The organism is Nocardia sp. NPDC058519, from assembly GCF_042719755.1.
GTDB lineage: Bacteria > Actinomycetota > Actinomycetes > Mycobacteriales > Mycobacteriaceae > Nocardia.
Genome location: NZ_JBHXNK010000049.1, coordinates 1 through 25,547, shown reverse-complemented (window position 1 = coordinate 25,547; position 25,547 = coordinate 1). Strand labels below are relative to the sequence as shown.

Sequence of the window (25,547 nt, the reverse complement as noted above, 5' to 3'; positions counted from 1 at the left end):
CTACCCGCGTCCATCGAAGCTTCCCAGCCTTCACATGCGGCAAGGCCCTCGATGCTCGCCGCTCCTCCGGTACCGCTTTCTCGCCCAGCGCCGCTCTCATCCGCCGGCCACGTCGTCACGTCTGGACGTGCCGCTGTCCGAATTCCCCGCGGTCATGTCCGCAGCGCACTGCCTTTCGCCGAGCCCGACCGCACATACCGGCCTGATGTCGCCCAGCCCCGGCGCACGGTCATCCAGCGCTCTCGTGGATTGGTCTGTGGCGCGCCGACTTCCCTGCCTCACGCATGGCCACGCCGGGCAGGTCATGCGGTCACCTCCGCCGCGACAGCGACCATCCTGCGTTCATCGTCTGCGGTGCAACAGGTTTCGTGGGGTCTGCCACGACATGGCGAAGGCATCATGTTTTCACCAGGTCGCGCAGTCGGGCCAAACGGGCAGGGCCGATGCCGTCGACCTCGCCGAGTTGAGCGACATCGGTGAAGCGGCCGTTGGTCGAGCGCCACGTGAGGATCGCTTTGGCGGTGACCGGGCCAACTCCAGGTAGTGCGTCCAATTCGGCTTCGGTCGCGGTGTTCAGATCGACGCGGGATGTGCCGCCCGCACCACCGCCGGAGCTGGACCCTGCGGTATCAGAACCCACAGCGTGAGACCCTGTCGTGCTCGGGCTCGCGATGCCCGGGCCTGCGATGTTCGGCGCAGCCGAGGGTGCGCGGCCCGCACCGATCATGATGCTGCCGAGGCGGGGTTGTCCGGCCTGGGGATCGGTTGCGCCGACGACGACCTGGTCACCGTCGGAAAGGCGTTGGGCAAGGTTCAGGCCTGCCAGATCAGCGCCTTCTCGGGTGCCGCCAGCTTTCTCGAGTGCATCGGCGATCCGAGAGCCGCCCGGCAGTCGGTGCAGCCCAGCCCGCTCGACCAAACCGACCACGCTGACAACAACCTCAGCGCTCGCACTCGGTCCTTGGCCCGACACTGCGGCAACTACAGCGGTCGGATCGGCTGGCACCGCGATGCTCTCCGCCCGGAGTACCGGCACCGGCGGCACCGCCCGCGCCACGGGCTGATCGCGCAGCACCATCACCCCGGTCAACACCACGGCGATGACCCCGACCAGGCCGAGGGCCACGGCACCACGACGGCCGGGATCCAGCCGTGCTTCACGAAAGCGCTCGGGCACCAGCCGATTTCGCCCTCTCGAAGCACCGTCGTCGAGCCACCCGGGTGTCCCGACCGCTCCCGCCGGCCCGGACGACGGTGCGAGTTCGTCTGCGTCCCAACGCCCTGCGTCGTCCCCATCGCGCGAATCAACCGTCGCGGACTCGTGCAACGGCTGACTGCTCGGTCGTACTCGCTCGCGAACCGCAAGACCACCCAGCCGCTGCCGTACCCGCTCGTGCTCTTCGTGTCGTGACATGGCAGCGACGCTATGCCGACGCCGACCTGGGCAACCCCCACCGACCAGGGCCGGAAGGAAACCTGTGGATAACTCCGAGCCTGTGGATAACTCACCCTCAGCGGCCCGCACGCACAGAATCCCGCCTGCCCGAGTGGATACCGTGCGCTCATGGCCGATTCGAAGTACTCAGGTACGTATGGAACTCGCACAACGATTCCGCGACTTCGCACTCCGCGAAGCGCGCGACAATTCCCCGCTCTATCACCGGCGAGCACTGGATATCAGCACGGACCCGGCGGTGCTGGCGCTGATCGCCCAATTGCCCACGGACAAGCAGCAACCCAACCTGATCCTGGCTGCCGCGCGAGTGAACGGTGCGATCGCGGTTCCCTACAGCGAGTTCAGCGAACAGCTACGCGAGAACTGGCCTGCGATCTCGGCCACGGCACTGACCCGGCGGACGCAGACGAACGAGGCGGGCCGGGCGGCGACCCTACTGCCGGTGCTGGCCCGGCTACCCGGACCGCTGTCACTCATCGAGGTCGGCGCCTCGGCCGGATTGTGTCTGTACCCGGACCGTTTCAGCTATCGGTACGACGCAGCCTCGTTGGATCCGTCCGACGGTCCGTCACCGGTTGTGTTGACCTGCAAGACAACCGGTCCGGTGCCGATCCCGGACCAGCTCCCCCGAGTCGTCCATCGAGCAGGAGTGGATCTGAACCCACTCGATGCCGGCGACAAGGACGACCAGCAGTGGCTGTCTGCCCTCGTCTGGCCGGGTCAGGACGAGCGGCTGGCTCGACTGCGCGCGGCCTGCTCGATCGCCGCCGCGGATCCTCCGACCATCGTGGCCGGCGACCTGAACGAGCAGATCACCGAGTTGGTACACGGAGCACCGCACGGCAGCACGGCGGTGGTGTTCCACAGCGCTGTGCTCAGCTATCTCTCACCGCAGGCACGGGCGGACTTCCGGGCGACGGTGCGGGAGCTGCCCTGCCACTGGGTTTCGCAGGAGGGTCCCGGGGTGCTCGCCTCGCTCGTCGATCGATTGCCGGCGCGCGAGTCGGCGGAGGCTCGGCTGGTGCTCGCTCTCGACGACGAGCCGTTGGCTTTCGCCGGGCCGCACGGCCAGTCGCTGGACTGGTTCGGCCCGGCGTAGCGACCTCAGATCCGGCGCATCACCGACACGACGCGGCCGAGGATGACTGCTTCGTCACCGTCGATCACGGAGTAGGCGGGGTTGCGTGGTTCGAGTCGGACGTGGCCGTTGCGGCGGCGGTACACCTTGACCGTGGCTTCCTCGCCGATCATGGCGGCGACGATATCGCCGGAGTTGGCTTCGCGCTGACTGCGGACCACGACGAGGTCGCCGTCGCAGATCGCGGCGTCGATCATCGAGTCACCGCGCACCCGCAGACCGAAAACCTCACCGCGGCCGACCAGTTCACGCGGCAGGGTCATGACGTCGTCGGGGTTGTGCTCGGCCAGGATCGGGGTACCCGCGGCGATGTCGCCGACGACGGGCACCGACACCGAGGCGTCGGAATCGGCGGCGGGTCCGCCGCGCAGGAACAGGCGCACGTCGATGGGACGGGCCATGGTGGCGGCGCGGCGCAGGAAACCGTCCTCCTCCAACGCCTTCAGGTGTTGGGAGACCGTGGATGTGGAGCGCAAACCCACCGCGTCGGCAATCTCCCGAGTGCTCGGCGCGTAGCCGTGGGCGAGCACCGAATCCCTGATCACGGCGAGGATGCGTTGCCTGCGAGGAGGCAGGTTCGCGGCGTCGAGGTGGTCGAAGTCGTCGTATCCGGTCATCGGGGAATCGTAGATCCCCACCCGATCACCACTTCAGTGCAGGTTCCTCGCGAAACAGTTCGACAGCGGCAGGACGTGATAGGGCGCGAACAGCGGAATCCGGTGATAGCCACTGCGCTCGTAGAACCGCACGGCGTCGGGCTGCAGATGCCCGGTTTGCAGGATGATCCGCGATCGGCCTGCCGCGCGGACGGATGCTTCGGCCGCTTGCAGCAGCGCGGTCGCGGTTCCGGTGCCGCGGTAGGCGGGGCGGACGAACATTCGCTTGAGTTCGAGGTCACCGGCGTTCCAGCGCAACGCGGCATGCCCGACAGGCTCCGCACCCGCGTACGCGACGAACGTCTGGTGCACGGTCGCGCTGTCGACCGAGATCGGCGACGGACCGCGCTGGGTGAGCTCGAGGTACGCGTAGCGGGGACCGACCTCCGCCGACATCTCCGCGCGCAGCATCTCGGCATCCGGATCGTCCCACCCGACCACGAGTACCCGCGGCGAAAGATCAGTCGGTGGAGAAGTATTGCCGGTCATGGCAACCACGGTAGGCACCGGATCATCGCCACCGCGCGGTTTGGCCTCAGCGGGATTCTGAACCGGCACCGCTCAGACGCATCCGCCCGGCAACACCGCTACGCCGAGTGCGCCGACGCCGAGGTGCACGCCGAGCGCGGGACCGAACTCGGCGACATACAGTTCCCGAACCTCCGGCAGCTGCTCACGCAGTTGCGTCGCGATGTTCTCGGCGACCTCGGGTGCACCGAGGTGCTGGATACCGAGGGCCGCGCCGTCGGACGCGGCCGCCTCGACCGCGGCGGCAACCAGCTTGGCGTAGGCGCGCGATCTGGTTCGGACCTTCTCGCGCATTTCGAGCTTGCCCTCTACCAGCTGCAGCAGTGGCTTCGTCACCAGTTCGCTACCGAAGAACGCGGCGGCACTGCTCAGCCTGCCGCCCTTGCGGAGTTGCTCGGTGCGGTTGACCAGGATGAACGTGCGAGAACGGGTCGCGGCCGACACCGCGCACTCGTACACCTCGTCCAGCGCCTCACCGGCCGCTGCCCTACGCGCGGCGGCCAGCACCGGCAGACCGGTGGCCAGACCGGCGCCGAGCGAATCGACAACGCGCACACGGTCTTCGGCGCCCATGTCGAGCACCGCCTGGCGACCCGATTCCCAGGTCGCCGACAAGCGGCGCGACAGGTGCACCGCGACAACCCCGTCACCATCGCTGTGGCTCAACGCGCGTTCGTAGGCTTCGCGCAGTTCGCCGGGCGAAGCGGCCGAGGTGGTGACCGAGTCCGCCGTGTAGTCGATCTCGATCGGGTCGACGCCCTCCCGGATCTGGCGCTCACCGACGAGCACATGCAACGGCACCACTTCGATACCGAGCTCGGCGACGAGATCGGCGGACAACCCCGCCGCCGAATCGGTGACCACCACAACGGCCACGGACTACCGGACCTCCTGCAGCGCCTTGGTCATCGCCGTCGCCACCGCCGCGTGCCCAGCCCAGCCCCAGTGGATGCCATCCGGGTTCGCGGACCCCGACTCGATGTCGTCACGCACGGCCTCACCGAGGTCGACGAGCGGCACCGAGGTACGACCGGACCACGCCTGCAGGGCCTTAACCGCCCGCGCCCGGCCCCGGTGCACCCGCCCGTAGGCGTCGCACTTGTGCACCGACGGCAGCACTGCCACAACGGGCAGCTCCGGACGCAGATGGTTCAGCGCGGTACGCGACTGCTCCAGGTAGTCCACGCTCACCTTCGGCGGAAGGGCAACCGGACGGCCGAGTTTCGACAGCTTCGGCTGCAACCAGTTGTACGAGGCGCGCACGCCACGGCGCAAACGCGGCGGACGGATGTAGCGGATCATCTCCCGCAGCGCGGTGGGCAGCGGGGACGGCAGGGTGTCCATGCCGCCGACGGCGAACACGACCGCCCCGGCGCGCGGCACCGCGGCCCACACCCGAGGGTCACCGATCAGTGCCCAATACGCATCGCGACAGGTCCAGCCGATCCGCGCGATCAGCTCGACATCCCAATCCAGCTCCGCGGCGACCATATTCGGCCAGATTCGCGGATCGTCGGCGGGAAGCCCACCCTTGGGACCGTAATAGGCGAGCGAGTCGGCGATCACCAGCAGCACGGGGCGCGGTGCGGCGGACTCCACCGGCCGGGGCGAACCGGCTTCCTCGACGAGCAACGATCCGGCAGTTGCCTCGGCCACCGATTCAGCTTGCTGTGCAACAGGGTTCGTGGATGCTTCAACTACAAGATTCGCGTCTGTAGTCGACGACGTCTGCAAGCTGTCCGCGGAGTCGAGGTCAACGTCCAAGCGTCCAGCGGGGGGATCGGCCGGCGCATCAGCAGGGCCGACTCCGTCGGCGGCGGCCTCCACCTCAACCGAAGGAGCTTCGGAATCGTCGGCCGAGGTAGTGACTTCGGCGTCGGACAGAACCGGATCAGTTGCTTCCGGTCGGAGTGTTTGCGGCACAGCCGGATCGGGCGATCCGGCGATATCCGCATCAGGCTGGTCGGTATCCGCTTGCACAACAACGGAGTCCGCGTCGCCGAGCTCAGCATTCGAACCATCGCCCGCGACGACATCGGTCGATGCTGTGACCTCGGAAGCCTCGTTATCAGCTTCCTGCACAGCGGAACTCGAAGCGATGTCGACGTCGAGTTCACCCTCGGCATCGGCACCGATCGAGGTCACCACGCCGTCGGCGTCGACGCTGCTGTCGGAGGAATCAGCGACGGCAGGCAACACGGAATCCGCTGTCCCCGGGCCGGACTCGACGGCGTCTACCGTCGAGTCGACCGGCTCGGGTTCAGCGACGACCGGCGCGGGGAGCGGGCCGAACAGGGCATCGGGCAGCGATCGTGCGCTGCGCGCGGTGACCTGCTTGAAGAGTTCGTCCGGTACCGAACGGATCGGCTCCTCGCGCTCTGCGCGCGCGGGCCGAGCGGGTGGCGGGCCGAATAGCGCGTCCGGCAACTGCCGTCCGGCTTTGGCCGTCACCTGCTGGAACATCTCATCAGGTACTGATCGGTCGGGCTCTTCATTGGACATCGGGAGCTACCTTCGCCGCTGCGTTCCAAACATCGAGGCGCCAGCCGGGCCGGTCGATGTCAGGGCCGTGACTGGAAAGCTGCACCCAGCTGGTATTGGCCAGCCCGCCGAGGGCAGGCCAGTTCTCCGGTGGCAGTTCCAGCAACGCGGCCGTAAGAGCAGCGATCAGCCCGCCGTGCGCAACCAGGATGATAGTCCGACCGGGCCAATCCTGCCGCTCGTTGTACAGTTCGCGCACCACGGGCAGCGCCCGCGCACCGACCTCGAGCTTGCTCTCGCCGGCGGGCGGTGTGTATGTGGCATCGAGACGCCACTGCACCCGCGCGCCGGGGTAGTCGGCGTCGACTTCGAGGTGGGTCAGGCCTTCCCAGTCACCCAGGTTGGTCTCGCGCAGCCGCGGATCGGTGATGACAGGCAGATCGGTGATGTCACCGAGCGCCTGCGCGGTGTCCTTGGCGCGGCGCAGATCGGAGGCGTGGATCGCGATGGAGTTGCGTGAACCCAGTTCGCGCGCAGCCTCTTTGGCCTGCTGGCGACCGAGTTCGGTGAGATCGGTGTCGATCTGGCCCTGCATCCGGTCGGCCGCGTTCCATTCGGTCTGCCCGTGCCGCAACAGGATCAGGTTGCGCACATGGGCGTACTTACTCACTCGTTGATTCCCTCTACCTGCGCGTCGTCGTCCGCGGCCGGAGTCGGGAGGGCGGCGATGCCCTCGACGGGAACCGCCGGGCAGTCACGCCACAGGCGCTCGAGTGCGTAGAAGTTGCGCTCGTCGTTGTGCTGGACGTGCACGACGATGTCGACGTAGTCGAGCAGCGCCCAGCGACCCTCACGGGTGCCTTCGCGACGGACCGGCTTGTGGCCGGCTTCGCGCAGCTTGTCCTCGATGTTGTCGACGATCGCGTTGACCTGGCGCTCGTTGGGCGCCGACGCGATCACGAAGCAGTCGGTGATCACCAACTGCTCGGAGACGTCGAGAACGACGACATCGGTGGCGAGCTTGTCGTCGGCCGCGAGTGCGGCGACCGTGGCCATCTCGATTGCTTCGGTAGAGGCACTCATACGGTCTCCTCCTGGGGGGTCAGACCCTCGCTCATGTGGCTCAACGTCAGCTACCTTCCGTTCCTGCGGGCACGTAGAGGTGCCGCTTCGATATGTACTGCACCACGCCGTCGGGGACGAGGTACCAGACCGGCCGACCAACCGCGGCGCGGCGGCGGCATTCGCTCGACGAGATGGCCAGCGCGGGGATCTCGACCATCGTCACGGCGTCGGCGGGAAGGTCCCGCAGATGCTCCTCGAGATGATCGGTGTTCAGTTCGTAACCCGGTCGGCTCACCCCGACGAACTTCGCCAGTTCGAACAGTTCGGTCCAATCCTGCCATGTCAGGATGTTGGCCAGCGCGTCCGCACCGGTGATGAAGTACAGCTCCGCGTCGGGGTGCGCGTTTTGCATCTCGCGCAGGGTGTCCACCGTGTAGGTGACCTTGTTGCGTTCGATGTCGGCCCGGCTGACGGAGAACCTCGGGTTGGACGCGGTGGCGATGACCGTCATCAGGTAGCGATCCTCGGCGGGGCTGACCTGCTTGTTGACCTTCTGCCACGGCTGGCCGGTCGGCACGAAGATCACTTCGTCGAGCTCGAACCGGTTCGCGACCTCGCTCGCCGCGACCAGGTGGCCGTGGTGGATCGGGTCGAAGGTGCCGCCCATGACCCCGAGCTTGCGACGCGGCCGAGCTGTTTCGTGCATGAGGTCTGAGCTTAATCCGGCCGACCGGGCCGGGGCGGACCGGACTACTCCGGGCCGTCACGGCGCTCGCGAGATCCCGACGCCTGCGCGCACATCTGGGCGAACTGGGCGCGGGTACGTTTCAGCTCTTCGACGAGGTGCGCGGCCGGGTCCGCCGCGACCCGGCGATTCAGTTCGGTCAGCAACACATCGATGGTCACCCACCACGGCCCGCGCACCCGCCCACGGGGTCCGCGCAGCTGCAGCCATGCGGCGGCGCGCAGGCAGCGGGCCCTCGGCACGATCTTGTCCTGTTCGCCCCACAGACCCGCGGCACGCAGGTAGCCGCCGAGTGCCTCGGACTCCTGCCCACAGCACTCACGGGCGACCGCGGCCGACCACACCAGGTCGGCATGGCGGCGGCGCTGCGCGGGCGAACCGGCGATCAGCCGCGCCGCCTCGGCGAACTGCCACGCTGCCTGGCGGTAGCGGCCGAGGTGGTTCAGCGATTCCGCGAACTCGGCGCGTACCCGCGCGAGCTCGGCCGGCGGGTAGTCGACAGATCCGGTCAGCAGCGGACGGTCGAGGGCACGCACCGCCTCGGCGTGCCTACCCGCCCGATGCCAGGCCCGCCCGGCGACCAGCCACAGATGCACAGAATCGGCCTGCGAGATCGGCTGCCAACAGGCCGCCGCCGACGCGGCCGCACGTGCCACATCACGGTCGCGACCCGGCTGGGCGGCGACGGCGGTGACCAGCTGGGTGCGCATCGCGGCGAGTTCTCGACCACCCAGCTCACCGGCGCCGACGACGAGCGCCCTGCGCAGCTGTTCCTCCGCCGCGGCCGGGGCATCGGCAAGCCGCGCCGCAGCGATCCCGGCCAGACGCCGCGCCGCCCGTGCCCCCGAACCGGGTGCCAGATGCCGAGCTCCGACCTCTGGTAGGCCGTCCGCCACGGCCGTGGACGGCACCGATTCGGCCGAATCGATGATGCCGGGTTCGCCTCGGGGGCAACCGATCTCGTTCATGAGCGGGTCGGTCACCGAGCAGACCACGCCCAGTCGGCGCGGGAACGGCCCGAGCGCGCCCTCCCTACGTCCGATATCCGTCGATCGGATCGCTCGTCGTCGCGCGACGCCCCTGCCAGCATGGGCGTGATCTTGGTGGTCGTGCCATGTGAGTCGCTTAACGTCGGCTGAAGTGATCAGGCAGTGGGGCGCTTCGACTTCGGGAGTTTGGCGACGACCGCGTCGTAGGAGGCGTCGATCAGTTCGCGCAGTTCGTCGTCGGGCACCGCGCCGCCGACGCGGATGCTGTTCCAGCCGTAGCGGCCGATGTAGGCCGACACGGTGACGTCGTCGGGGTAGATGTTGACCAGTTCGTCGGCTTCGAGGCGGTCACGCCCGCATTTGAGGCCGATCGACGTGCCTGCCCCGAGGAACGCGAACACTTTGTCGCCGACCTTGGCAACGGTGTCGCCCTCCCACGGCTCGTCTTCCCAGGCGCCCGGTTTGGTCAGGCAGTAGGCCAAGACGTCAACACTCATCGTCAGCTCCTTCAGACGGGCAACAATCTGGAGACCACCTCGGTCAGCTGCCGAGCTGATCGGCATTCGTGCATCTCGATCACCGAGCCGTAGTCGCGAGCCGCTGAATCGCCTGTCCCCCACAGATTTTTGGGTTCGGGATTGAGCCAGTGGGCGTGCCGGGCGGTGCCGACCAGTTCGCGCAGGGTGTCCAGTTGCGGGTTGCGGTAGTTGGTGCGGCCGTCGCCGAGGACCAGCAGCGAGCTGCGGCTCGTGACGGCTTCGCCGAAGTTCTCGGCGAAACTGGTCAGCGCGTAGCCGTAGTCGGAGTGCCCGTCGGCGTCGATGATGCGCGACTCGGTGAAGATCCGGGTCATCACATCGTCGAGGCCCGCGTACGGCTCGAAGAACCCGGTGACCTCGTCGGTGCGGTCGACGAACGCGAAGATCCGCACCCGCGAGAACTGCTCACGCAGCGCGCTCACCAGCAGCAGCGTGAAGTTACTGAACCCGGCCACCGAGCCGGAGATATCGCACAGCAGCACCAGTTCCGGGCGGCCGGGACGCGGTTTGCGGTTCACCAGGTCGATCGGCACCCCACCGGTCGACATCGACGCGCGCAGGGTTTTCCGCAGATCGATCTCGCCGCGCCGGGCCCGTTTGCGCCGCACCGCCAGCCGGGAGGCCAGGATCCGGGCCAATCGCTGGGTGCCGCGCCGCAGCTCGGTGAGCTCGCGTTCGGAGGCGCGTAGGAAGTCGGCGTCCTCGGCCTGGCGGGCGACACCGTAGGTCGCGACGCGTTCGCGCCCGATCTGTTCGGCCACGCGCCGGTTGGTCTCGGCTTCCACGCGCGCACGGAAGCCCGCGATGCGTTCCCTGGCGACGCGGCGGGCGACCTCGGTGTCGCGCTCGCTCGCATCCGGCGGCAGGGCGAGGCCCGCGAGCACCTTGGCCAGCAAGGACTGGGGCGCAAGATCTTTGAGCGCCTGGTACGCCGAGAACGACGGTCCACGCGCTGACTGGTACTGCCCGAGTTGCTCGACCACCTGCCCGGCCAGCAATTGCTGCTGGGGGCCGCTGTCCTCGGCGGCGAGCAGTTCGGCGAGTTGCTCGCGCAGGGCGGCCAGGTCGATCTGTCCGTCAGGGGTGCGCGGCAGGTCCGGAGTCTCGGCGGTGCGATCACCCACGGCGACGGGGAACCACAGGTCGAACAGTCCGTCGAAGGTGGCGCGATGGGTGGGCCTGCGCAGCAGCGCACAGGCCAGCCCCTCGCGCACGGCCTCGCGATCGAGCAGGTCCAGCACGGTCAACACCCGGCCGGCATCGACGGTTTCCGACGGTCCGACCGGCACACCACGGGCCCGGAGCGCACCGACGAAACCGGCGACGTGGCCACCGATTCCGTGCGGTGCCGGCGAGGTCATGATCAGGCCAGTTTCAGCTCGGCCAGCGCGCGCTGGTGATCGCTTCGGTGCTTGAGCACCACGCCGAGCGTGGCGCGCACGGTCGCGTCGTCGAGGTCGGCGGCACCAAGGGCGAGCAGGGTGTTGCCCCAGTCGATCGTTTCGGCCACCGAGGGCAGCTTCTTGAGCTGCATCCCACGCAGCACGTGCACGACCCGCACCAATTGCTCGGCCACGGTGCTCGGCAGCTCCGGTACGCGGCTGGCCAGGATGCGGCGCTCGAGGTCTTCGTCGGGGAAGTCCAGGTGCAGATACAGGCAGCGGCGCTTGAGCGCCTCCGACAGTTCCCGGGTGGCATTCGAGGTGAGCACCACGAACGGCTTGCGGGTGGCGGTGATGGTGCCCAGTTCGGGCACGGTCACCGCGAAATCGCTGAGCACTTCGAGCAGCAGGCCTTCGATCTCGACATCGGCCTTGTCGGTCTCATCGATCAGCAGCACCGTCGGCTCGGTGCGCCGGATGGCGGTGAGCAAGGGGCGCGAGAGCAGGAACTCCTCGGTGAAGACGTCGGCTTTGGTTTCGGCCCAATCGTTTTCACTCGACGCCTGGATCCGCAGGATCTGCTTGGCGTGGTTCCACTCGTAGAGCGCGCGCGCCTCGTCGACGCCCTCGTAGCACTGCAGGCGGACCAGTTCGGCGTCGGCGACCTGGGCCACCGCTCGCGAGAGTTCGGTTTTGCCGACACCGGCCGGGCCCTCGATGAGCAGCGGTTTACCCAGCCGATCGGCAAGGAAAACCGATGTGGCCGTTGCCTTGTCGGCCAGGTAGCCGGTGGTGGCGAGCCGGTCGATGACATCGTCGACCGAGGTGAAGATCGGTTCCTGTACGAGAGTCACGATCACACCGGCCGAGTCTGGCCGTCGCCCCACACGATCCACTTCGTGGAGGTGAGTTCGGGCAGTGCCATCGGGCCGCGGGCATGCAGCTTCTGGGTGGAGATGCCGATCTCGGCGCCGAAGCCGAACTGCTCACCGTCGGTGAACGCGGTGGACGCGTTCACCATCACCGCGGCGGCGTCCACCCTGGCGGTGAACTCGCGGGCGGCGGCCAGGTCGGCGGTGACGATGGCCTCGGTGTGGCCGGTCCCCCAGGTATTGATGTGTTCGACGGCGGCATCGAGGTCGTCGACGACCTTCAGCGCGATATCCATGGTGAGGTACTCCTCACCCCAGTCGGCATCGGTGGCCGGGACCTGACCGGGCAGATCGCCGTGGATGGTGACACCCGCGTCTTCGAGTGCCTTGCTCAGCCGGGGCAGCGCGGTCTCGGCGACGGCGGCGTCGATGAGGACGGTCTCGGCGGCATTGCAGACGCTGGGGCGGCGGGTCTTGGCATTGAGCACGATGGCTTCGGCCATGTCCAGGTCGGCGGCCGAGTGCACGTAGACGTGGCAGTTGCCGGTGCCGGTCTCGATGGTGGGCACCTGGGCGTCGCGGACGACGGCGTTGATCAGGCCCGCACCGCCGCGCGGGATCACCACGTCGACGAGGCCGCGGGCCTGGATCAGGTGGGTGACGCTGGAGCGGTCGTTGCTCGGCAGCAGCTGCACGGCGTCGGCCGGGATGCCCTGGGCGACAAGGGCTTCACGCAATACCTCGACCAGCGCGGCGTTGGAGTTCGCGGCCGAGGACGACCCACGCAGCAGCGCCGCGTTGCCCGACTTGAGGGCGAGACCGAAGGCGTCGACGGTGACATTGGGCCGTGCCTCGTAGACCATGCCGACCACGCCGAGCGGGACACGGGTCTGACGGATCTCGAGGCCGTTGGGCAGGGTGGAGCCGCGCACGACGCCGCCGACCGGGTCGGGCAGCGTGGCGACCTGACGCAGGCCGGAGGCGATGCCGTCGATACGGGCCTTGGTGAGCCGCAGCCTGTCGAGCAGGTTCTCCTCGGTACCGGCGGCTTGCGCGGTCGCGATGTCGGCGGCATTGGCCGCGAGCACGCGATCGGCGGCGGCGAGCAGGGCGTCGGCCGCCGCGTGCAGGGCGTCGTTCTTCTGCGCCGTGGTCAGCTGAGCCAGCACACGGGACGCGACGCGAGCCCTGCGGGCGGCGTCGTGCACCGCTGCGCGGATGTCCAGCTCGGGGGTCACTTCTACCGTCATGGGTATCAGCGTACGCAGTCCCACTCGCGCACTCGACGCCACCCGCCACCCGGAATACGGCTCCGACCGGCGGCGGGACCGAGTTATCCACAGGTTCGGCGACGCTGTCGACGCAGTTGTCCACAAGGACGCGCGCAGGTCGTATGGCGCTGTCGCCGCTAGATTCAGCGGTATGGATCGCACTGACTCGCCGACTGTCGTTGTCCTGGGCAGCGTCAATATGGACCTGGTCACGACGGTCTCGCGCAGGCCGGCACCGGGTGAGACAGTGCTCGGGTCCGAGTTCGCGACGGTGCCCGGCGGCAAGGGGGCGAATCAGGCGATCGCGGCGGCACGGTCCGGCGCGCGGGTTCGGTTTCTCGGCGCGATCGGCGATGACGCCTTCGGGGCGGAACTGACGGCGACGCTGTCGGACGCAGGCGTCGATACCACCTTGCTACGCAGGGTCGATGGTGCCAGCGGGGTCGCCTCGATCGTGGTCGACGGCACCGGCGAGAACAGCATCATCGTGGTAGCGGGAGCCAACGGGCGGGTATCCGATCTGACGGCCGACGAACTCGCGGCGATCGCGGCTGCCGACATCCTGTTGTGCCAGTTGGAGATTCCGATCGACACCGTGCTCGCCGCCGCCCTGCACGCGCGCGCGTCGGGCACCGTCGTCGCCCTGAATCCCTCGCCGGTTCAGTCGCTGCCCACCGAACTGTGGACCGCCGTCGACCTCGCGATCGTGAATTCCCTGGAATCCGAGCAGTATTCGGCCGAACTTGCCCGGGTCGCGCACGTGGTGCGCACGCTCGGCGGGGACGGGGCGGTGTATCGCGGCGCGGACGGGACCGAGCTCTCCGTCGCGGGACTCGCCGTCGATGTGGTCGACACGACCGGCGCGGGTGACGCGTTCACCGGCGCGCTGGCCGCAACCTGGAAGCAGGGTGCGCCTACCGCACTGAACTGGGCGAATACCGCCGGCGCACTGGCGACCACCCGTCTCGGCGCGAGCTCGTCGATCCCCTGCAGCGCCCAGATCGCGGCCGCGATCACCACCGGCTGACCTGCCGGGCGCGGTGAAAATCAGGTGCGCCACATCCGCCCCGCCCCTTACCGTTGGTCTTTCATCAAGGAGAGGACCGACCATGTTTCCCGTCGAGCTGCGCGGTACGCGAGCGCAGACGCTCATGTGGGCCAACGAGCACGAGATCGAGCAGTCAGCGCTGCGCCAGCTCCGCAATATCGCGGATCTGGAGTGGGTGCACGGGCTGCGCGTGATGCCCGATGTGCACCTCGGTAAAGGCGCGACGGTCGGTTCGGTCATCGCAATGCGTGATGCGGTCGCGCCCGCCGCGGTCGGCGTCGATATCGGGTGCGGGATGGAGAGCGTGAAGACCGATCTCACCGCCGCTGATCTCCCGGACGATCTGCGCTCGCTGCGCAGCCGGATCGAGCAGGCGGTGCCCGTCGGCTTCCAGGCGCACAAGGATGCCGTGAACGTGACGAAGCTCGGTGCCGAGCTCGCGGGTTCGCACGGGAAGGCCGCGTTGCGCGCCAACGGCTGGGAGCGGTTCTGGCGTTCGTTCGGGGAGCTTCATCCGGGGGTTTCCCAGCTGGAGTCCAAGGCGCACAAGCAGATCGGGTCCCTCGGCGGCGGCAATCACTTCATCGAAGTCTGCCTCGACCAGGACGACGCGGTCTGGATTCTGCTGCACTCCGGTTCGCGCAATATCGGCAAGGAACTGGCCGAGCGGCACATGGCGGTGGCGCGTGCGCTGCCGCACAACCAGTCGCTGCCGGATCGGGATCTGGCCGTCTTCGTCTCCGGAACAGCGGAAATGGATGCCTACCGGCGTGACCTCAGCTGGGCGCAGGAGTACGCCGCGCGCAATCGCGCGGTGATGCTGTCGCTGGTGTGCCGCGCGGTGCGTGACGAATTCGCCGGGCGGGAAGTGCGTTTCGACGAGCCCATCTCCTGCCACCACAACTATGTGGCCGAGGAGATCATCGACGGGGTGCCGATGCTGGTGACCCGTAAGGGTGCGGTGCGAGCCGGATCCGGTGAACTCGCGTTGATTCCGGGGTCGATGGGTACGCGGTCGTATGTGGTGCGGGGCAAGGGGAATCCCGCTTCGTTCCAGTCGGCCTCGCACGGTGCGGGGCGGCGGTTGAGCCGCTCAGCCGCCAAGCGGCAGTTCACGGTCGCGGATCTGGTCGCGCAGACCGAGGGCGTGGAATCGCGGAAGGACGCGGGCGTGGTCGATGAGATCCCGGCCGCGTACAAGGACATCGATCAGGTGATCGCGGCACAGGCCGATCTGGTCGATGTGGTGGCGACGCTGCGTCAGGTGCTGTGCGTGAAGGGCTGATTCATCGTCGGCGCAGGTCTGTGCTGCCCATCGAACCTGTCGGAGGCGTCGGGCACGATGGGCGCATGACCTCACCCGCAGGCAACGATGTGCTCGACCTGACGGCTCCCGACCTGCGCGAACGAGCCGAGGAGCTGCTCCGCGAGCTCGCCGGGCCCGACGCGCGGTTGCGGGAGGATCAGTGGATCGCGATCGAAGCCCTGGTGGTGCAGCGCAGGCGGGCGCTGGTGGTGCAGCGGACCGGGTGGGGAAAGTCGGCGGTGTACTTCATCGCGGCCAAGTTGTTGCGGGGGGCGGGGCGTGGGCCGACGGTGATCGTGTCGCCGCTGCTGGCGTTGATGCGCAACCAGGTGGCGGCCGCCGAGCGGGCCGGGGTGGTGGCGGCCACGATCAACTCGGGCAATGTCACCGAGTGGGACGAGATCCATCAGCGGGTGGCCGACGGCGAGGTCGATGTGCTGTTGGTGAGTCCGGAACGGCTGAACAATCCGGACTTTCGCGATCAGGTGCTGCCACGTTTGGCCGCCGACGCCGGACTCGTCGTCATCGACGAAGCGCACTGCGTGTCGGACTGGGGGCACGACTTCCGGCCCGACTACCGCCGCATTCGCACGCTGATCGCCGACCTGGGATCCGATGTGCCGGTGCTGGCGACCACCGCGACCGCCAACGACCGGGTGGTCACCGATGTGGCCGGACAGATCGGCACCGACACGCTGGTGTTGCGCGGCACGCTGGATCGCGAGTCGCTGCACCTGTCGGTGGTGCGGTTCGACGACGCGGTGCAGCGCACGGCCTGGCTGGGTGAACAGCTGAACCGGATGCCTGGCTCGGGCATCATCTACTGCCTCACCGTCGCCGCGGCCAACGACCTGGCCGACCTGCTGAATTCACACGGCCACACCGTCGCCGCCTACACCGGCCAGACCGACCCCGCCGAACGCGAGGTGCTCGAGGCAGCGCTGCTGAACAACGAGGTCAAGGCGTTGATCGCGACGTCGGCGCTCGGGATGGGCTTCGACAAGCCCGATCTCGGATTCGTTGTGCACGTCGGGGCTCCGTCCTCGCCCATCGCGTACTACCAGCAGGTCGGTCGTGCCGGCCGCGGTACCGCGCGCGCCGAGGTGGTCCTGCTGCCCGGCCCCGAGGACGCGCGGATCTGGAGTTACTTCGCCTCCGTCGCCTTCCCGCGCGAGCACATCGTGCGCTCGGTGCTCGCCGCGTTGGATACCGACCGGGCGCTGTCGACGGTGGCGCTGGAACCGCTCGTCGAGCTGAACCGATCGCGGCTCGAGATGGTGCTGAAGGTGCTCGATGTCGACGGTGCCGTGCGGCGGGTGCGCGGTGGGTGGCTCTCGACCGGCCAGGACTGGACCTACGACACCGAGCGCTACGAGGGCCTGGCCGCTGCCCGCGACGCCGAACAGCAAGCGATGATCGACTACCAGTCGACGGCTACGTGCCGGATGACCTTCCTGCGCCGCCAACTCGACGACCCCGGCCTGGCCGGGCCGGCGACTGCCGACCTCGATTGCGGACGCTGCGACAACTGCACCGGCACCCGCCCCGACACCACCGTCGACGACGCCGCGATCGCCGCCACCCGAGCCCGCCTCGACCGGCCCGGTCTCGATCTCGCCCCCCGCAAACAGTGGCCGAGCGGCATGGCGAAATTGGGAATCCCCTTGTCGGGCAAGATCTCCGGCGGCGCCGAAACCGGCCGGGTACTCGGCAGGCTCACCGATCTCGGCTGGGGCATGCGTTTGCGCACCCTGCTCGACGCCCCCGACGCACCGGTACCCGACGGGGTCTTCGACGCCTGCATCGCGGTGCTGCGCGACTGGACCTGGAGCACCCGTCCCACCTCGGTGCTCGCCCTCGAATCCCCCCGCTACCCCCAGCTCACCACCAGCCTCGCCGCACGCCTGGCCCAGATCGGCAGGCTCGACAACCTCGGCACCCTCCACAACCGACCCGACCGACCGCCGGTCTCGGCGGCGAACTCCGCCCACCGGGTAGCCGGGCTGTTCGACTCGTGGGAAGTCCCCGACCTCTCCGGGGTCGATGGCCCGATCCTGCTCGTGGACACCCTCACCGACACCGGCTGGACCATGACCGTCGCCGCCCACGCCCTGCGCACCAGCGGAGCCGACGCGGTCCTCCCCTTCGCCCTGGCGACCCCCACCTGACCCGCCCACACGCCAAAAACCCAACACGCCGCCCAGATTGTGTGCACCCACCATCACCAGTGCTTGAATGCGCCTATGACCAGGACCACATTTGCTCGAACCCTGATGGCCGTTGCCGCGGGCTGTGCGGCCGGATTCACCCTCTTGACCGTTCCCGCCCAGGCGTCGAACGAGAACCCCCTCGACTGCGCCGGCGTCCCCGGCGCTCAGGCCGCCGCCGACCGCGAGAGCGCCGTCCGCGGCATCGCCATCACGCCGTTGTGCTTCAGCGGCGGCCTCTACAGCGGCGTTCACGCCGGCATCCCGCTGGCCGTGCTCAACCCGCTGACCATGCCCGGCACCGCGAGCGTGTGTGTCGCGGAACGCGAGACCGTCGAGGCGGCAGCCAGATTCGAATGGACCGACCGGGTCCATGTGATGCCGATGTGCATCCAGAACCGGGCGTTCGGCGTCTACGAGCTGTAGTTCCGCCCCGAACGTAGCAGTCCGCACGGAGTCGATCCGTGCGGACTTTTTTTGCCTCTTGCTCTATACGTATACATCTACTTATAGTGAGTCGGACGGAACGCACACAGCGCCGACAACCGAATACAGACCCACGACGACGGCCCGAAACAAGGGGCACGCCGCTCGTACACCCATGCCCATATGCGCACTGCCTTATCGAATCGGAGCGATCGATGACCACCGAACCCCTCCCCACCCACGACACCGACCCGGCTGCCATCGACACCACCAAGCCGGACACCACCACCCCTGACGCCGACGGCTTCGCCCAGATCACCGTCAAGGTCGGCCCCGGCGGCGGCCGCACCCAGCGCTTCACCGGTCGCCAGGTCGGCGAATCACGGCAGGTAACCCGCAAGGCCATCGACACCGTCCGGGTCTACCTCACCCGCAAGGGCAACTACCTCGTGCACAAGCAGACCTCCGCGTGGTCGGACTACAACGAGCTCGGCGACTGGACCGAGGACTGGAAGAACTGGCGCGCGCTCCTCGGCAAGGGCGATCAGGGCTGGGGCAACTACACCACCGAGGTGGTCGATTCGCTCGACGCGCTGCGCCCGCTGGTCTCACCGAAGGTCCACCTGATGGTCGTCGACCGCGTCCAGCACCCGCGCAACCACGACCTCGACGTCTGACCGGCCAGGCCAGGAAAGGACCTACCACTGTGTTCGCCAGACTGGGACGCGTCGTCGTCCACCATCCATGGAAAGTGATCGGCCTGTGGGTGCTCGCGATCGTCGCCGTGTTGTCGACGGCACCGACGCTCACCGCGACGACCGACCAATCCGAGTTCCTGCCTTCGCATTACGAGTCGATCCAGGCGATGAAGCTGCAGGAGCAGGCATTTTCGCAGCATGCCGCGCCCGCCGCCCTCATCGTGGTGGTCCGCGCGGACGGCGCGGCGCTGACCGACGAGGACTCGACCGCGGTCAGCGCGGCCGCCTCGGCACTGACCGCACGTGACATCAAGGGCGTCACCGGCATTCAGGTGACACCACCGTCGGACAACCGTCTGGTCCAGGTCATCGCGGTGCAGATGACCAAACTGACCGACGCCGCCGACAAGACCCAGGGCGAGGCGGTGAAGAGCCTGCGCGAACAGCTGAAGGAACAGGTGCGTGACACCGGGTTGAAGGCAGGCATCACCGGCACGGCGGCACAGACCCTCGATCAGACCGAGGAGGGCGAGAAGGGCATGGCGATCATCGGCATCGCCACGATCGTGCTGATCCTGGTGCTGCTGCTGATCATCTTCCGCAGCCCGGTCATCGCCTTGCTGCCGGTGCTCACCATCGGTGCGATCTCGAGCACCGTCAGCGGCCTGATCGCGATGGCCGCCAAGGCATTCGACCTCGATATCGACACCTCGATCAGCGCGATCCTGCTGGTGGTGCTGTTCGGTGTCGGCACCGACTACATCCTGTTCCTGATGTTCCGCTACCGGGAACGGCTGCGGGCGGGCGACGACCCGAAGACCGCGATGGTCAACGCCGTCACCCGGGTCGGTGAGGCAATCACCTCGGCCGCGGCGGCCGTGATCATCGCGTTCATGGCACTGACACTGTCGAGCCTCGGGATGTTCCGGGCGATGGGTCCGGCGCTGGCGATCGCGGTCGCGGTGGCGCTGCTGGCCGGTCTCACGCTGGTGCCCGCGATCGTCTCGCTGCTCGGCACCAAGGTGTTCTGGCCGTCGAAGGCCTGGCAGGTCGAGCCGCGGGGTGCCCGGTTCGGCGCGATCGGTGCGGCGATGGGCAGGCGGCCCGGCGTGTTCGCGGTCGCTTCCGGCGGTGTGCTGGTGGCCCTCGGGGTGTTCGCGATCGGCTTCAACCCGACCTTCGATCTGAGCTCGGGTTCCACCTCCGACGCCTCCGAGTCGGTGGTCTTCACCACCGAACTGCTCAAGGGCATGCCCGCCGGCGCCACCCAGCCCTCCGATGTGCTGCTGCACTCGCCCGGCGGTCCGCTGGGCGATGATCAGCTCACGACCTACCGGACGGCGTTGACCCAGGTGGCGGGCGTCGGCCAGGTCGGACCGGCGCAGCTGTCGCCGGACCGCACGATCGCGAACTTCCAGGTGACGCTCGCCAACGCACCGGAATCCGATGCCGCGCTCGACACGGTGGCCGGTCCGCTGCGTGAGGTCGCGCATCAGGCGGCGCCCGCGGGGGCCACCGCGGCGGTCGGCGGTATGACCGCGGTGTTCGTGGACTTCAAGGACGCGATGAACCACGACTACGCGATCGTGTTCCCGGTGGCCGCGATCCTGATCATGCTCGTGCTGGCGCTGCTGCTGCGCAGTCTCGTCGCACCCTGGTACCTGATGGCCTCGGTGTTCCTCGGCTTCGCCGCGACCCTCGGCGCGACGGTGCTGGTGTTCCAGCAGATCCAGGGTGAGAACGGCCTGATCTTCACGCTGCCGGTGATCATGTACTTGTTCGTCGTCGCACTGGGTACCGACTACAACATCCTGATGGTCGCCCGTTTGCGGGAAGAAGCCCGCGAGGGGCACACACCGCGGGAAGCGGCGGCGCTGGCCGTGCGGCACACGGGGCCGACGGTGGCCGCGGCCGGTCTCATCCTGGCGGGCACCTTCGCCTCGATGATGCTGGCGGGCAACAGCACCCTGTCGCAGATGGGCTTCGCCATCTCGGTGGGTATCGCGATCGCCGCGTTCGTGATGGCACTGTTCTTCACTCCCGCGGTGACCGCGCTCCTCGGGCGCCGCGCTTGGTGGCCCGGCCACGGTGGTGACAGTGACGAGGACAAGAAGTCGCGCTGGGCAGAGCACTCCTATGCCGAGAGCTACTACACGCCACCGACGGAGAACAGCCGCTGGTAGCGATCAGACGCACGACGACGCAGGTCCGCTCCCCGTCGGGGGCGGGCCTGCTCGTCTATCGTTGGGCGGGTGGCCAAGTCTGCGGCGCCGGCGGTAGAACTATCGGTGGGTGAGCACACGGTGCGGGTCAGCAATCCCGACCGGGTGTATTTTCCCGAGCTCGGCGTGACCAAGCTCGATCTGGTGCAGTACTACCTGAGCGTCGGGGACGGGATCGTCAACGCCTTGCGGGATCGGCCCTGCATGCTGCACCGATTTCCCAAGGGACTACCCGGTGGAAAAGTGCACCAGAAGCGGGTGCCCGCGGGTGCGCCGGACTGGATTTCGACGGTGCGCGTGCATTTTCCGCGCTACGGCAGGCATGCCGACGAACTGTGCGTGCACGAGCTCGCGGACGTGATCTGGGCTGTGCAGATGTCCACGGTGGAGTTCCATCCCTGGAATTCGCGGGCTTCCGATACCGAGTCACCCGACGAGTGGCGCATCGACCTCGATCCGATGCCGGATTGCCCGTGGTCGCGGGTGCAGCGGGTCGCCGGGGTGGTGCACGAGGTACTCGATGAGCTCGGAGCCATCGGCTGGCCGAAGACCTCCGGTGGGTCCGGGCTGCATGTGTATGTGCGGATCGCGCCGGAATACGGGTTCGGCCAGGTCCGGCGGGCGGCGCTCGCGTTCGCGCAGGAGGTGCAGCGGCGCGCGCCCGAGGATGTGACGACGGCCTGGTGGCGCAAAGACCGCGATCCCGCGCAGCTGTTCGTCGACTACAACCAGAACGCACGCGACCACACCATCGCCGCCGCCTACTCCGTGCGGGGCGTACCGGAAGCGACCGTGTCGACCCCGGTTCGCTGGACCGAGATCGACGACATCGCACCGCGCGACTTCACCATCGCGACCGTGCCTGCCCGGTACGCCGAGCTCGGCGACCTGCAGGCCGATATGGACCAAGCCGTGTTCGACATCGCGCCCCTGCTGGAACTGGCCGATCGGCACGGCGTCGAAGAGCCCGTCGACCTCGACGAAGCGTGAGCCGTCCCGACTGACGCCACCCGGAGTCCGCGAGGCGGCCGCCGCCGGCCGCTGAGCGTCACGACCAGCCGATCAGGACGAGAAACCGGCGTGGCGGACCGCGCACCGGGACCGACATGGAGGGTGCGCAGGCGCGGTCGACCGCGACGAGGAAGAATCAGAGTCCGGGACCGCGCGCGGTGCCGATAGCAGCGCTCGGGCCGCGCAGTGCGGCGCAGACTCACCGATCGACCCAGGAGGTCTCTGTGCAGGAATCCGCGACCACGATCGCGATCGCCCCGGACCAGCCGGCGCCGCGCTTGCTCGAGAAAGCGGTTGTCGGAGCGGGCGCTCGGGTCGGTGAGCTCGCGGAGGCCGACGCACTGATCTGGACCGGCAAACCCGGCGATTTCCCGGCGACCCTGCCGTCGTCGGTGCGCTGGGCACAGCTGCCCGCCGCGGGGATCGAGGACTTCTTCGACGCGGGCGTGTTCACCGCGCACCCGGACGTGCTGTTCACCTCCGCGGCAGGTGCGTTCTCGCACAGTGTCGCCGAGCACGCGCTGATGATGCTGCTGGCCGGGGTTCGGTATCTGCCCGAGCAGCTGCGGGCGACGTCGTGGCAGCAGCGCGAGTTCTTCCCGCACATCGGGTCGTTGCGCGGCAAGACCGTGACGATCGTCGGCGCGGGCGGGATCGGGCGCGCGTTGATCCCGATGCTGGCTCCGCTCGGCGCCCATGTGATCGCGGTGAACCGGTCGGGACGCCCCGTGAGCGGTCACGGCATTCCCGCCGATGTCGAGACGGTGCCCACCGATCAGCTCGCCCGGGTGTGGTCGCATACCGATCATGTGGTGGTCGCGGCACCGGCGACGGCGCAGACCCGCCACCTCATCGGCGCGGACGAACTGGCCAGGCTCAAGCCCTCGTCCTGGGTGATCAATGTTGCCCGTGGCAGCCTGATCGACACCGACGCACTGGTCGACGCACTGACCCGCGGCTCGATCGGCGGCGCCGGACTCGACGTCACCGACCCGGAACCGCTGCCCGACGGGCACCCGCTGTGGACCTTGCCGAACGCGATCATCACCCCGCACGATTCGAACCCGCCGCAGCTGCGGTTGGCGGCGTTCGCCGATCATGTCGGCGAGAATGTGGCGCGGTTCGTCGCTGGTGAGCCGTTGGCGGCGATCATCGAGACCAGGCGGGGTTACTGATCTGGGCAGGATCGGCACGCCGGAATGCGACAGCGCGGGTTAGGCTGTCCCCGTCCTGGTTCGGTAAGGATGGGATCGGCAATGGGATGGACCTTCACCGCTGACGAATTCGCGCACGTCTGGCGGGAATCGGGTCAGGACCGCATGCCGTTTCCGCTGCGCGTGCTCGAGTCACCGCACACCGAGAACGACGCGGCCCGATTGCGCGCGGGACTGCACGACCGACTACCCGGGGGCGACCCCGACCTCGCCGCCTGCCTCCGGATCATCGCCGAACCGCACGCCAGGATCGTGCTGGTCGGCGGCGCCCATACGCCCGGCAGCGAAATCCGGCTACTCGCCTGCGCGGTCTACGACCACGCGGTCCTGGTGGTGCAAGATCCGAGTACCCGACCCGATTACGGTGGCAGCGTGCGGGTTTCGATCGGGCACACCGCGGGGATCGGCGCCCGCGTCGCGACCTGTCTGCCCGATACCCCGCCCGGACGCGAACCCGCGCGCGAGGCCGCGACCGACGCGGTGCGCGACGAGGAAACCGTGCTCGCGACCCACCCCGCCGTGCCGCGGATCCAGCGACTATTGCGCAGGCCGCACACCGCCGAGGGCCACATTCGCATCGAAACCGGGCTCGACCGTCCGGTGCCGAGCCCGCCGGTGCACTACAGCTGGATCGACGTGGCCAACGATGGTCGCTATCTGCTGCGCGCGGGCGAAACCGTGCACGTGGTGCCCGCATCCACTGGGCAACTCGCCGCGCAGTTACAGCGCAGGTTGGTGCCGGCGCACAGTTCGCACAGCAGAAGGTCCGGCTAACCTGGACTCCACCGCATCATCTGGAGGGGAGACGCGATGACGATCGAGAGCAGCAGAGCCGAGATCTCCCGGTTCCGCAGTGCCGCCGCGGCGGGGACGCTGAAATTCGACCCGGAAGCCGCCCGCCGGTGCGCCGACCTCTACGAACAGCAGGCCGAGCACCTCGCCCAGCTGCGTCAGGGGCTCGAGAACGCTTCCGAGACATCGGGGTTCGGCGGATTCGTCTCCGCCCAGCAGTTACAGGCGGGCTTCGCGCACAAGGCACGTGACGCCGCCGAACTGCTCGACCGCTACATCGAGGCGGCCTACCGGATGAAGGAGGCGTTCCTGCTCAGCGCGGGCCTCTACGAGGAAGCCGACGCTGCCGCGGCCGCCGCCCTGCGCGCCGTCGATTCGAGAGTGCGCGGATGAGCACCGACCCCACCTACATCAGTGCGATGGAACATTTCGAATCCATGCCGCACGAACAGATCTACACGCGTGCCCAGCAGATCGACGCCGGTGCCGTTCTCGCCGCGTCGATGACCTGGCTGGAGACCGCGGCTACCCTCACCACCTCGATGCCGCTGACCAAATCCGGCGCCGACCGGGTGATCAACGACACCGGCTGGTCCGGCACGGCCGCAGATGCTGCCGCCGCGAGTACCCGCAGCTTCGCTGCCTCCATCGACGAACTCGCTGTGGTGATGGCCGAAGTCGGCGCGCGTCTCGGTGGGGTCGCCGCGGCCGCCGAGGCGGTGAAGCTGGCCGTTGTCGCGCCGGGCGGGTCGGGCCCGATCGGGGCGATCGCCCGTCTGCTCGAGAGCGCGCAGGTGATCGACGCGCAGATGGCGGCCGAGGCATTGCGCCAGGAAGCCGTGCTGGCGATGAACATGATCTACAAGCCGGCGTATTCGCTTGCCGGAACCGGTGTCCCGGCGCTGCCCACCGCACCCGGGGAGACGGAATCGCCGTCTGGTCGAGAGGGTTCACCCTCGCAGGGCAACGGGTTGACGCCGAGCCCTTCCGCACCGCAAGGCAATTCGTCGGATTCGCCACAGAACCCGGAATCCGGTGCGACTCCGGCGCCCGGCGGGACTGCCACGCCAGGCGAAGACCCCGAGCCCAGGACTCCCGCACCGGCGGAAACCCCTGCGCCCCAGGGTCAGGGCTCCACTCCACAGTCTCCGACATCGGAGACACCCGCGCCCACTACCGCGCCCGCACCCACTACCGAGCCGCCTGCACCATCTACCGAACCGCCCGCACCCACCACCGAGCCGCCTGCACCTCCTACCGAACCGCCCGCGCCGCCCACGGAAGCGCCCGCTCCTACTACCGAGCCGCCCGCGCCGCCTACCGAACCGCCCGCGCCGCCCACCGAAGCGCCCGCTCCTACTACCGAGCCGCCCGCGCCGCCTACCGAACCGCCCGCGCCGCCCACCGAAGCGCCCGCTCCTACTACCGAGCCGCCCGCGCCGCCTACCGAACCGCCCGCGCCGCCCACCGAAGCGCCCGCTCCTACTACCGAGCCGCCCGC

General features: G+C 68.5%; 25 protein-coding genes. 12 read left to right on the top strand and 13 right to left on the bottom strand.

The annotated features are described in order from the left end of the window. Window positions 1-397: 397 nt before the first annotated feature. Window positions 398-1,414 (bottom strand): ComEA family DNA-binding protein, encoded by a 1,017-nt coding sequence (locus ACFWPK_RS33110; protein WP_378922568.1) that lies wholly within the window; start codon window positions 1,412-1,414, stop codon window positions 398-400. A gap of 178 nt (window positions 1,415-1,592) precedes the next feature. On the opposite strand from ACFWPK_RS33110, the gene ACFWPK_RS33105 reads away from it, so the two are divergent. Next, entirely contained in the window at window positions 1,593-2,555 is a 963-nt protein-coding gene (locus ACFWPK_RS33105) for a DUF2332 domain-containing protein (RefSeq protein ID WP_378922566.1), read from the top strand. A 5-nt stretch (window positions 2,556-2,560) separates the two neighbouring features. Here the strand turns inward: ACFWPK_RS33105 and lexA are convergent, their stop codons facing one another. The 12 genes from lexA to ACFWPK_RS33045 form a co-directional block, all read right to left on the bottom strand. After that, window positions 2,561-3,211, bottom strand: coding sequence for a transcriptional repressor LexA (gene lexA, locus ACFWPK_RS33100; RefSeq protein WP_378922564.1), 651 nt, complete (start codon window positions 3,209-3,211; stop codon window positions 2,561-2,563). 33 nt (window positions 3,212-3,244) lie between these two features. Then, the gene (locus ACFWPK_RS33095; RefSeq protein WP_378922562.1) at window positions 3,245-3,739 is read right to left on the bottom strand and encodes a GNAT family N-acetyltransferase; all 495 of its coding nucleotides are present in this window, start codon (window positions 3,737-3,739) and stop codon (window positions 3,245-3,247) included. Between the two features lie 72 nt (window positions 3,740-3,811). Then, window positions 3,812-4,654, bottom strand: a complete 843-nt coding sequence (locus tag ACFWPK_RS33090; RefSeq protein WP_378922560.1) for a DegV family protein — start codon at window positions 4,652-4,654, stop codon at window positions 3,812-3,814. Window positions 4,655-4,657: 3 nt separating this feature from the next. Next, a complete protein-coding gene (gene octT, locus ACFWPK_RS33085; RefSeq protein WP_378922558.1) occupies window positions 4,658-6,280 on the bottom strand; it encodes a diglucosylglycerate octanoyltransferase in 1,623 nt (540 codons plus the stop codon). Further along, a complete protein-coding gene (locus ACFWPK_RS33080) occupies window positions 6,270-6,929 on the bottom strand; it encodes a histidine phosphatase family protein (protein WP_378922556.1) in 660 nt (219 codons plus the stop codon). Before ACFWPK_RS33080 ends, octT begins: the two co-directional genes overlap by 11 nt. Further along, complete coding sequence (gene rsfS / locus ACFWPK_RS33075; RefSeq protein ID WP_056821472.1) at window positions 6,926-7,342, bottom strand: ribosome silencing factor; 417 nt, start codon at window positions 7,340-7,342, stop codon at window positions 6,926-6,928. Before rsfS ends, ACFWPK_RS33080 begins: the two co-directional genes overlap by 4 nt. Before the next feature lie 46 nt (window positions 7,343-7,388). After that, window positions 7,389-8,030 carry a nicotinate-nucleotide adenylyltransferase gene (gene nadD / locus ACFWPK_RS33070; RefSeq protein WP_378922555.1) on the bottom strand — a complete coding sequence of 214 codons (642 nt, stop codon included), beginning with the start codon at window positions 8,028-8,030 and terminating at the stop codon, window positions 7,389-7,391. Between the two features lie 44 nt (window positions 8,031-8,074). Further along, entirely contained in the window at window positions 8,075-9,037 is a 963-nt protein-coding gene (locus ACFWPK_RS33065) for a hypothetical protein (RefSeq protein ID WP_378922553.1), read from the bottom strand. Between the two features lie 176 nt (window positions 9,038-9,213). Further along, on the bottom strand, window positions 9,214-9,555 hold the full coding sequence (locus tag ACFWPK_RS33060) for an MmcQ/YjbR family DNA-binding protein (protein WP_378922551.1): 342 nt from the start codon (window positions 9,553-9,555) through the stop codon (window positions 9,214-9,216). A gap of 11 nt (window positions 9,556-9,566) precedes the next feature. Then, a complete protein-coding gene (locus ACFWPK_RS33055; protein ID WP_378922550.1) occupies window positions 9,567-10,958 on the bottom strand; it encodes a VWA domain-containing protein in 1,392 nt (463 codons plus the stop codon). 2 nt (window positions 10,959-10,960) lie between these two features. Then, window positions 10,961-11,839 carry an AAA family ATPase gene (locus ACFWPK_RS33050; protein ID WP_378922548.1) on the bottom strand — a complete coding sequence of 293 codons (879 nt, stop codon included), beginning with the start codon at window positions 11,837-11,839 and terminating at the stop codon, window positions 10,961-10,963. Continuing rightward, window positions 11,836-13,101: a glutamate-5-semialdehyde dehydrogenase gene (locus ACFWPK_RS33045; RefSeq protein WP_378922546.1), complete on the bottom strand. Its 1,266-nt coding sequence runs from the start codon at window positions 13,099-13,101 to the stop codon at window positions 11,836-11,838. The genes ACFWPK_RS33050 and ACFWPK_RS33045 overlap by 4 nt, the downstream gene beginning before the upstream one ends. A gap of 172 nt (window positions 13,102-13,273) precedes the next feature. On the opposite strand from ACFWPK_RS33045, the gene ACFWPK_RS33040 reads away from it, so the two are divergent. The 11 genes from ACFWPK_RS33040 to ACFWPK_RS32990 form a co-directional block, all read left to right on the top strand. Next, a complete protein-coding gene (locus tag ACFWPK_RS33040; RefSeq protein ID WP_378922545.1) occupies window positions 13,274-14,149 on the top strand; it encodes a ribokinase in 876 nt (291 codons plus the stop codon). A gap of 82 nt (window positions 14,150-14,231) precedes the next feature. Next, window positions 14,232-15,455 (top strand): RtcB family protein, encoded by a 1,224-nt coding sequence (locus ACFWPK_RS33035; protein WP_378922543.1) that lies wholly within the window; start codon window positions 14,232-14,234, stop codon window positions 15,453-15,455. Window positions 15,456-15,520: 65 nt separating this feature from the next. Further along, window positions 15,521-17,644: a RecQ family ATP-dependent DNA helicase gene (locus ACFWPK_RS33030; protein WP_378922541.1), complete on the top strand. Its 2,124-nt coding sequence runs from the start codon at window positions 15,521-15,523 to the stop codon at window positions 17,642-17,644. 75 nt (window positions 17,645-17,719) lie between these two features. After that, the gene (locus tag ACFWPK_RS33025; protein WP_378922539.1) at window positions 17,720-18,109 is read left to right on the top strand and encodes a hypothetical protein; all 390 of its coding nucleotides are present in this window, start codon (window positions 17,720-17,722) and stop codon (window positions 18,107-18,109) included. Window positions 18,110-18,324: 215 nt separating this feature from the next. Continuing rightward, window positions 18,325-18,786, top strand: a complete 462-nt coding sequence (locus ACFWPK_RS33020; RefSeq protein ID WP_378922538.1) for an EXLDI protein — start codon at window positions 18,325-18,327, stop codon at window positions 18,784-18,786. Window positions 18,787-18,815: 29 nt separating this feature from the next. After that, on the top strand, window positions 18,816-20,990 hold the full coding sequence (locus tag ACFWPK_RS33015; protein WP_378922536.1) for an MMPL family transporter: 2,175 nt from the start codon (window positions 18,816-18,818) through the stop codon (window positions 20,988-20,990). 69 nt (window positions 20,991-21,059) lie between these two features. After that, window positions 21,060-22,019: a non-homologous end-joining DNA ligase gene (gene ligD / locus ACFWPK_RS33010; protein ID WP_378922534.1), complete on the top strand. Its 960-nt coding sequence runs from the start codon at window positions 21,060-21,062 to the stop codon at window positions 22,017-22,019. Window positions 22,020-22,264: 245 nt separating this feature from the next. Next, window positions 22,265-23,215 (top strand): D-isomer specific 2-hydroxyacid dehydrogenase family protein, encoded by a 951-nt coding sequence (locus tag ACFWPK_RS33005; protein WP_378922532.1) that lies wholly within the window; start codon window positions 22,265-22,267, stop codon window positions 23,213-23,215. 81 nt (window positions 23,216-23,296) lie between these two features. After that, window positions 23,297-24,028, top strand: a complete 732-nt coding sequence (locus tag ACFWPK_RS33000; protein WP_378922530.1) for an ESX secretion-associated protein EspG — start codon at window positions 23,297-23,299, stop codon at window positions 24,026-24,028. 36 nt (window positions 24,029-24,064) lie between these two features. Continuing rightward, on the top strand, window positions 24,065-24,439 hold the full coding sequence (locus ACFWPK_RS32995; protein ID WP_378922528.1) for a hypothetical protein: 375 nt from the start codon (window positions 24,065-24,067) through the stop codon (window positions 24,437-24,439). Next, window positions 24,436-25,547 (top strand): hypothetical protein (locus ACFWPK_RS32990; protein WP_378922526.1); only part of this gene is annotated, 1,112 nt, incomplete at its 3' end. The genes ACFWPK_RS32995 and ACFWPK_RS32990, both read left to right, overlap by 4 nt.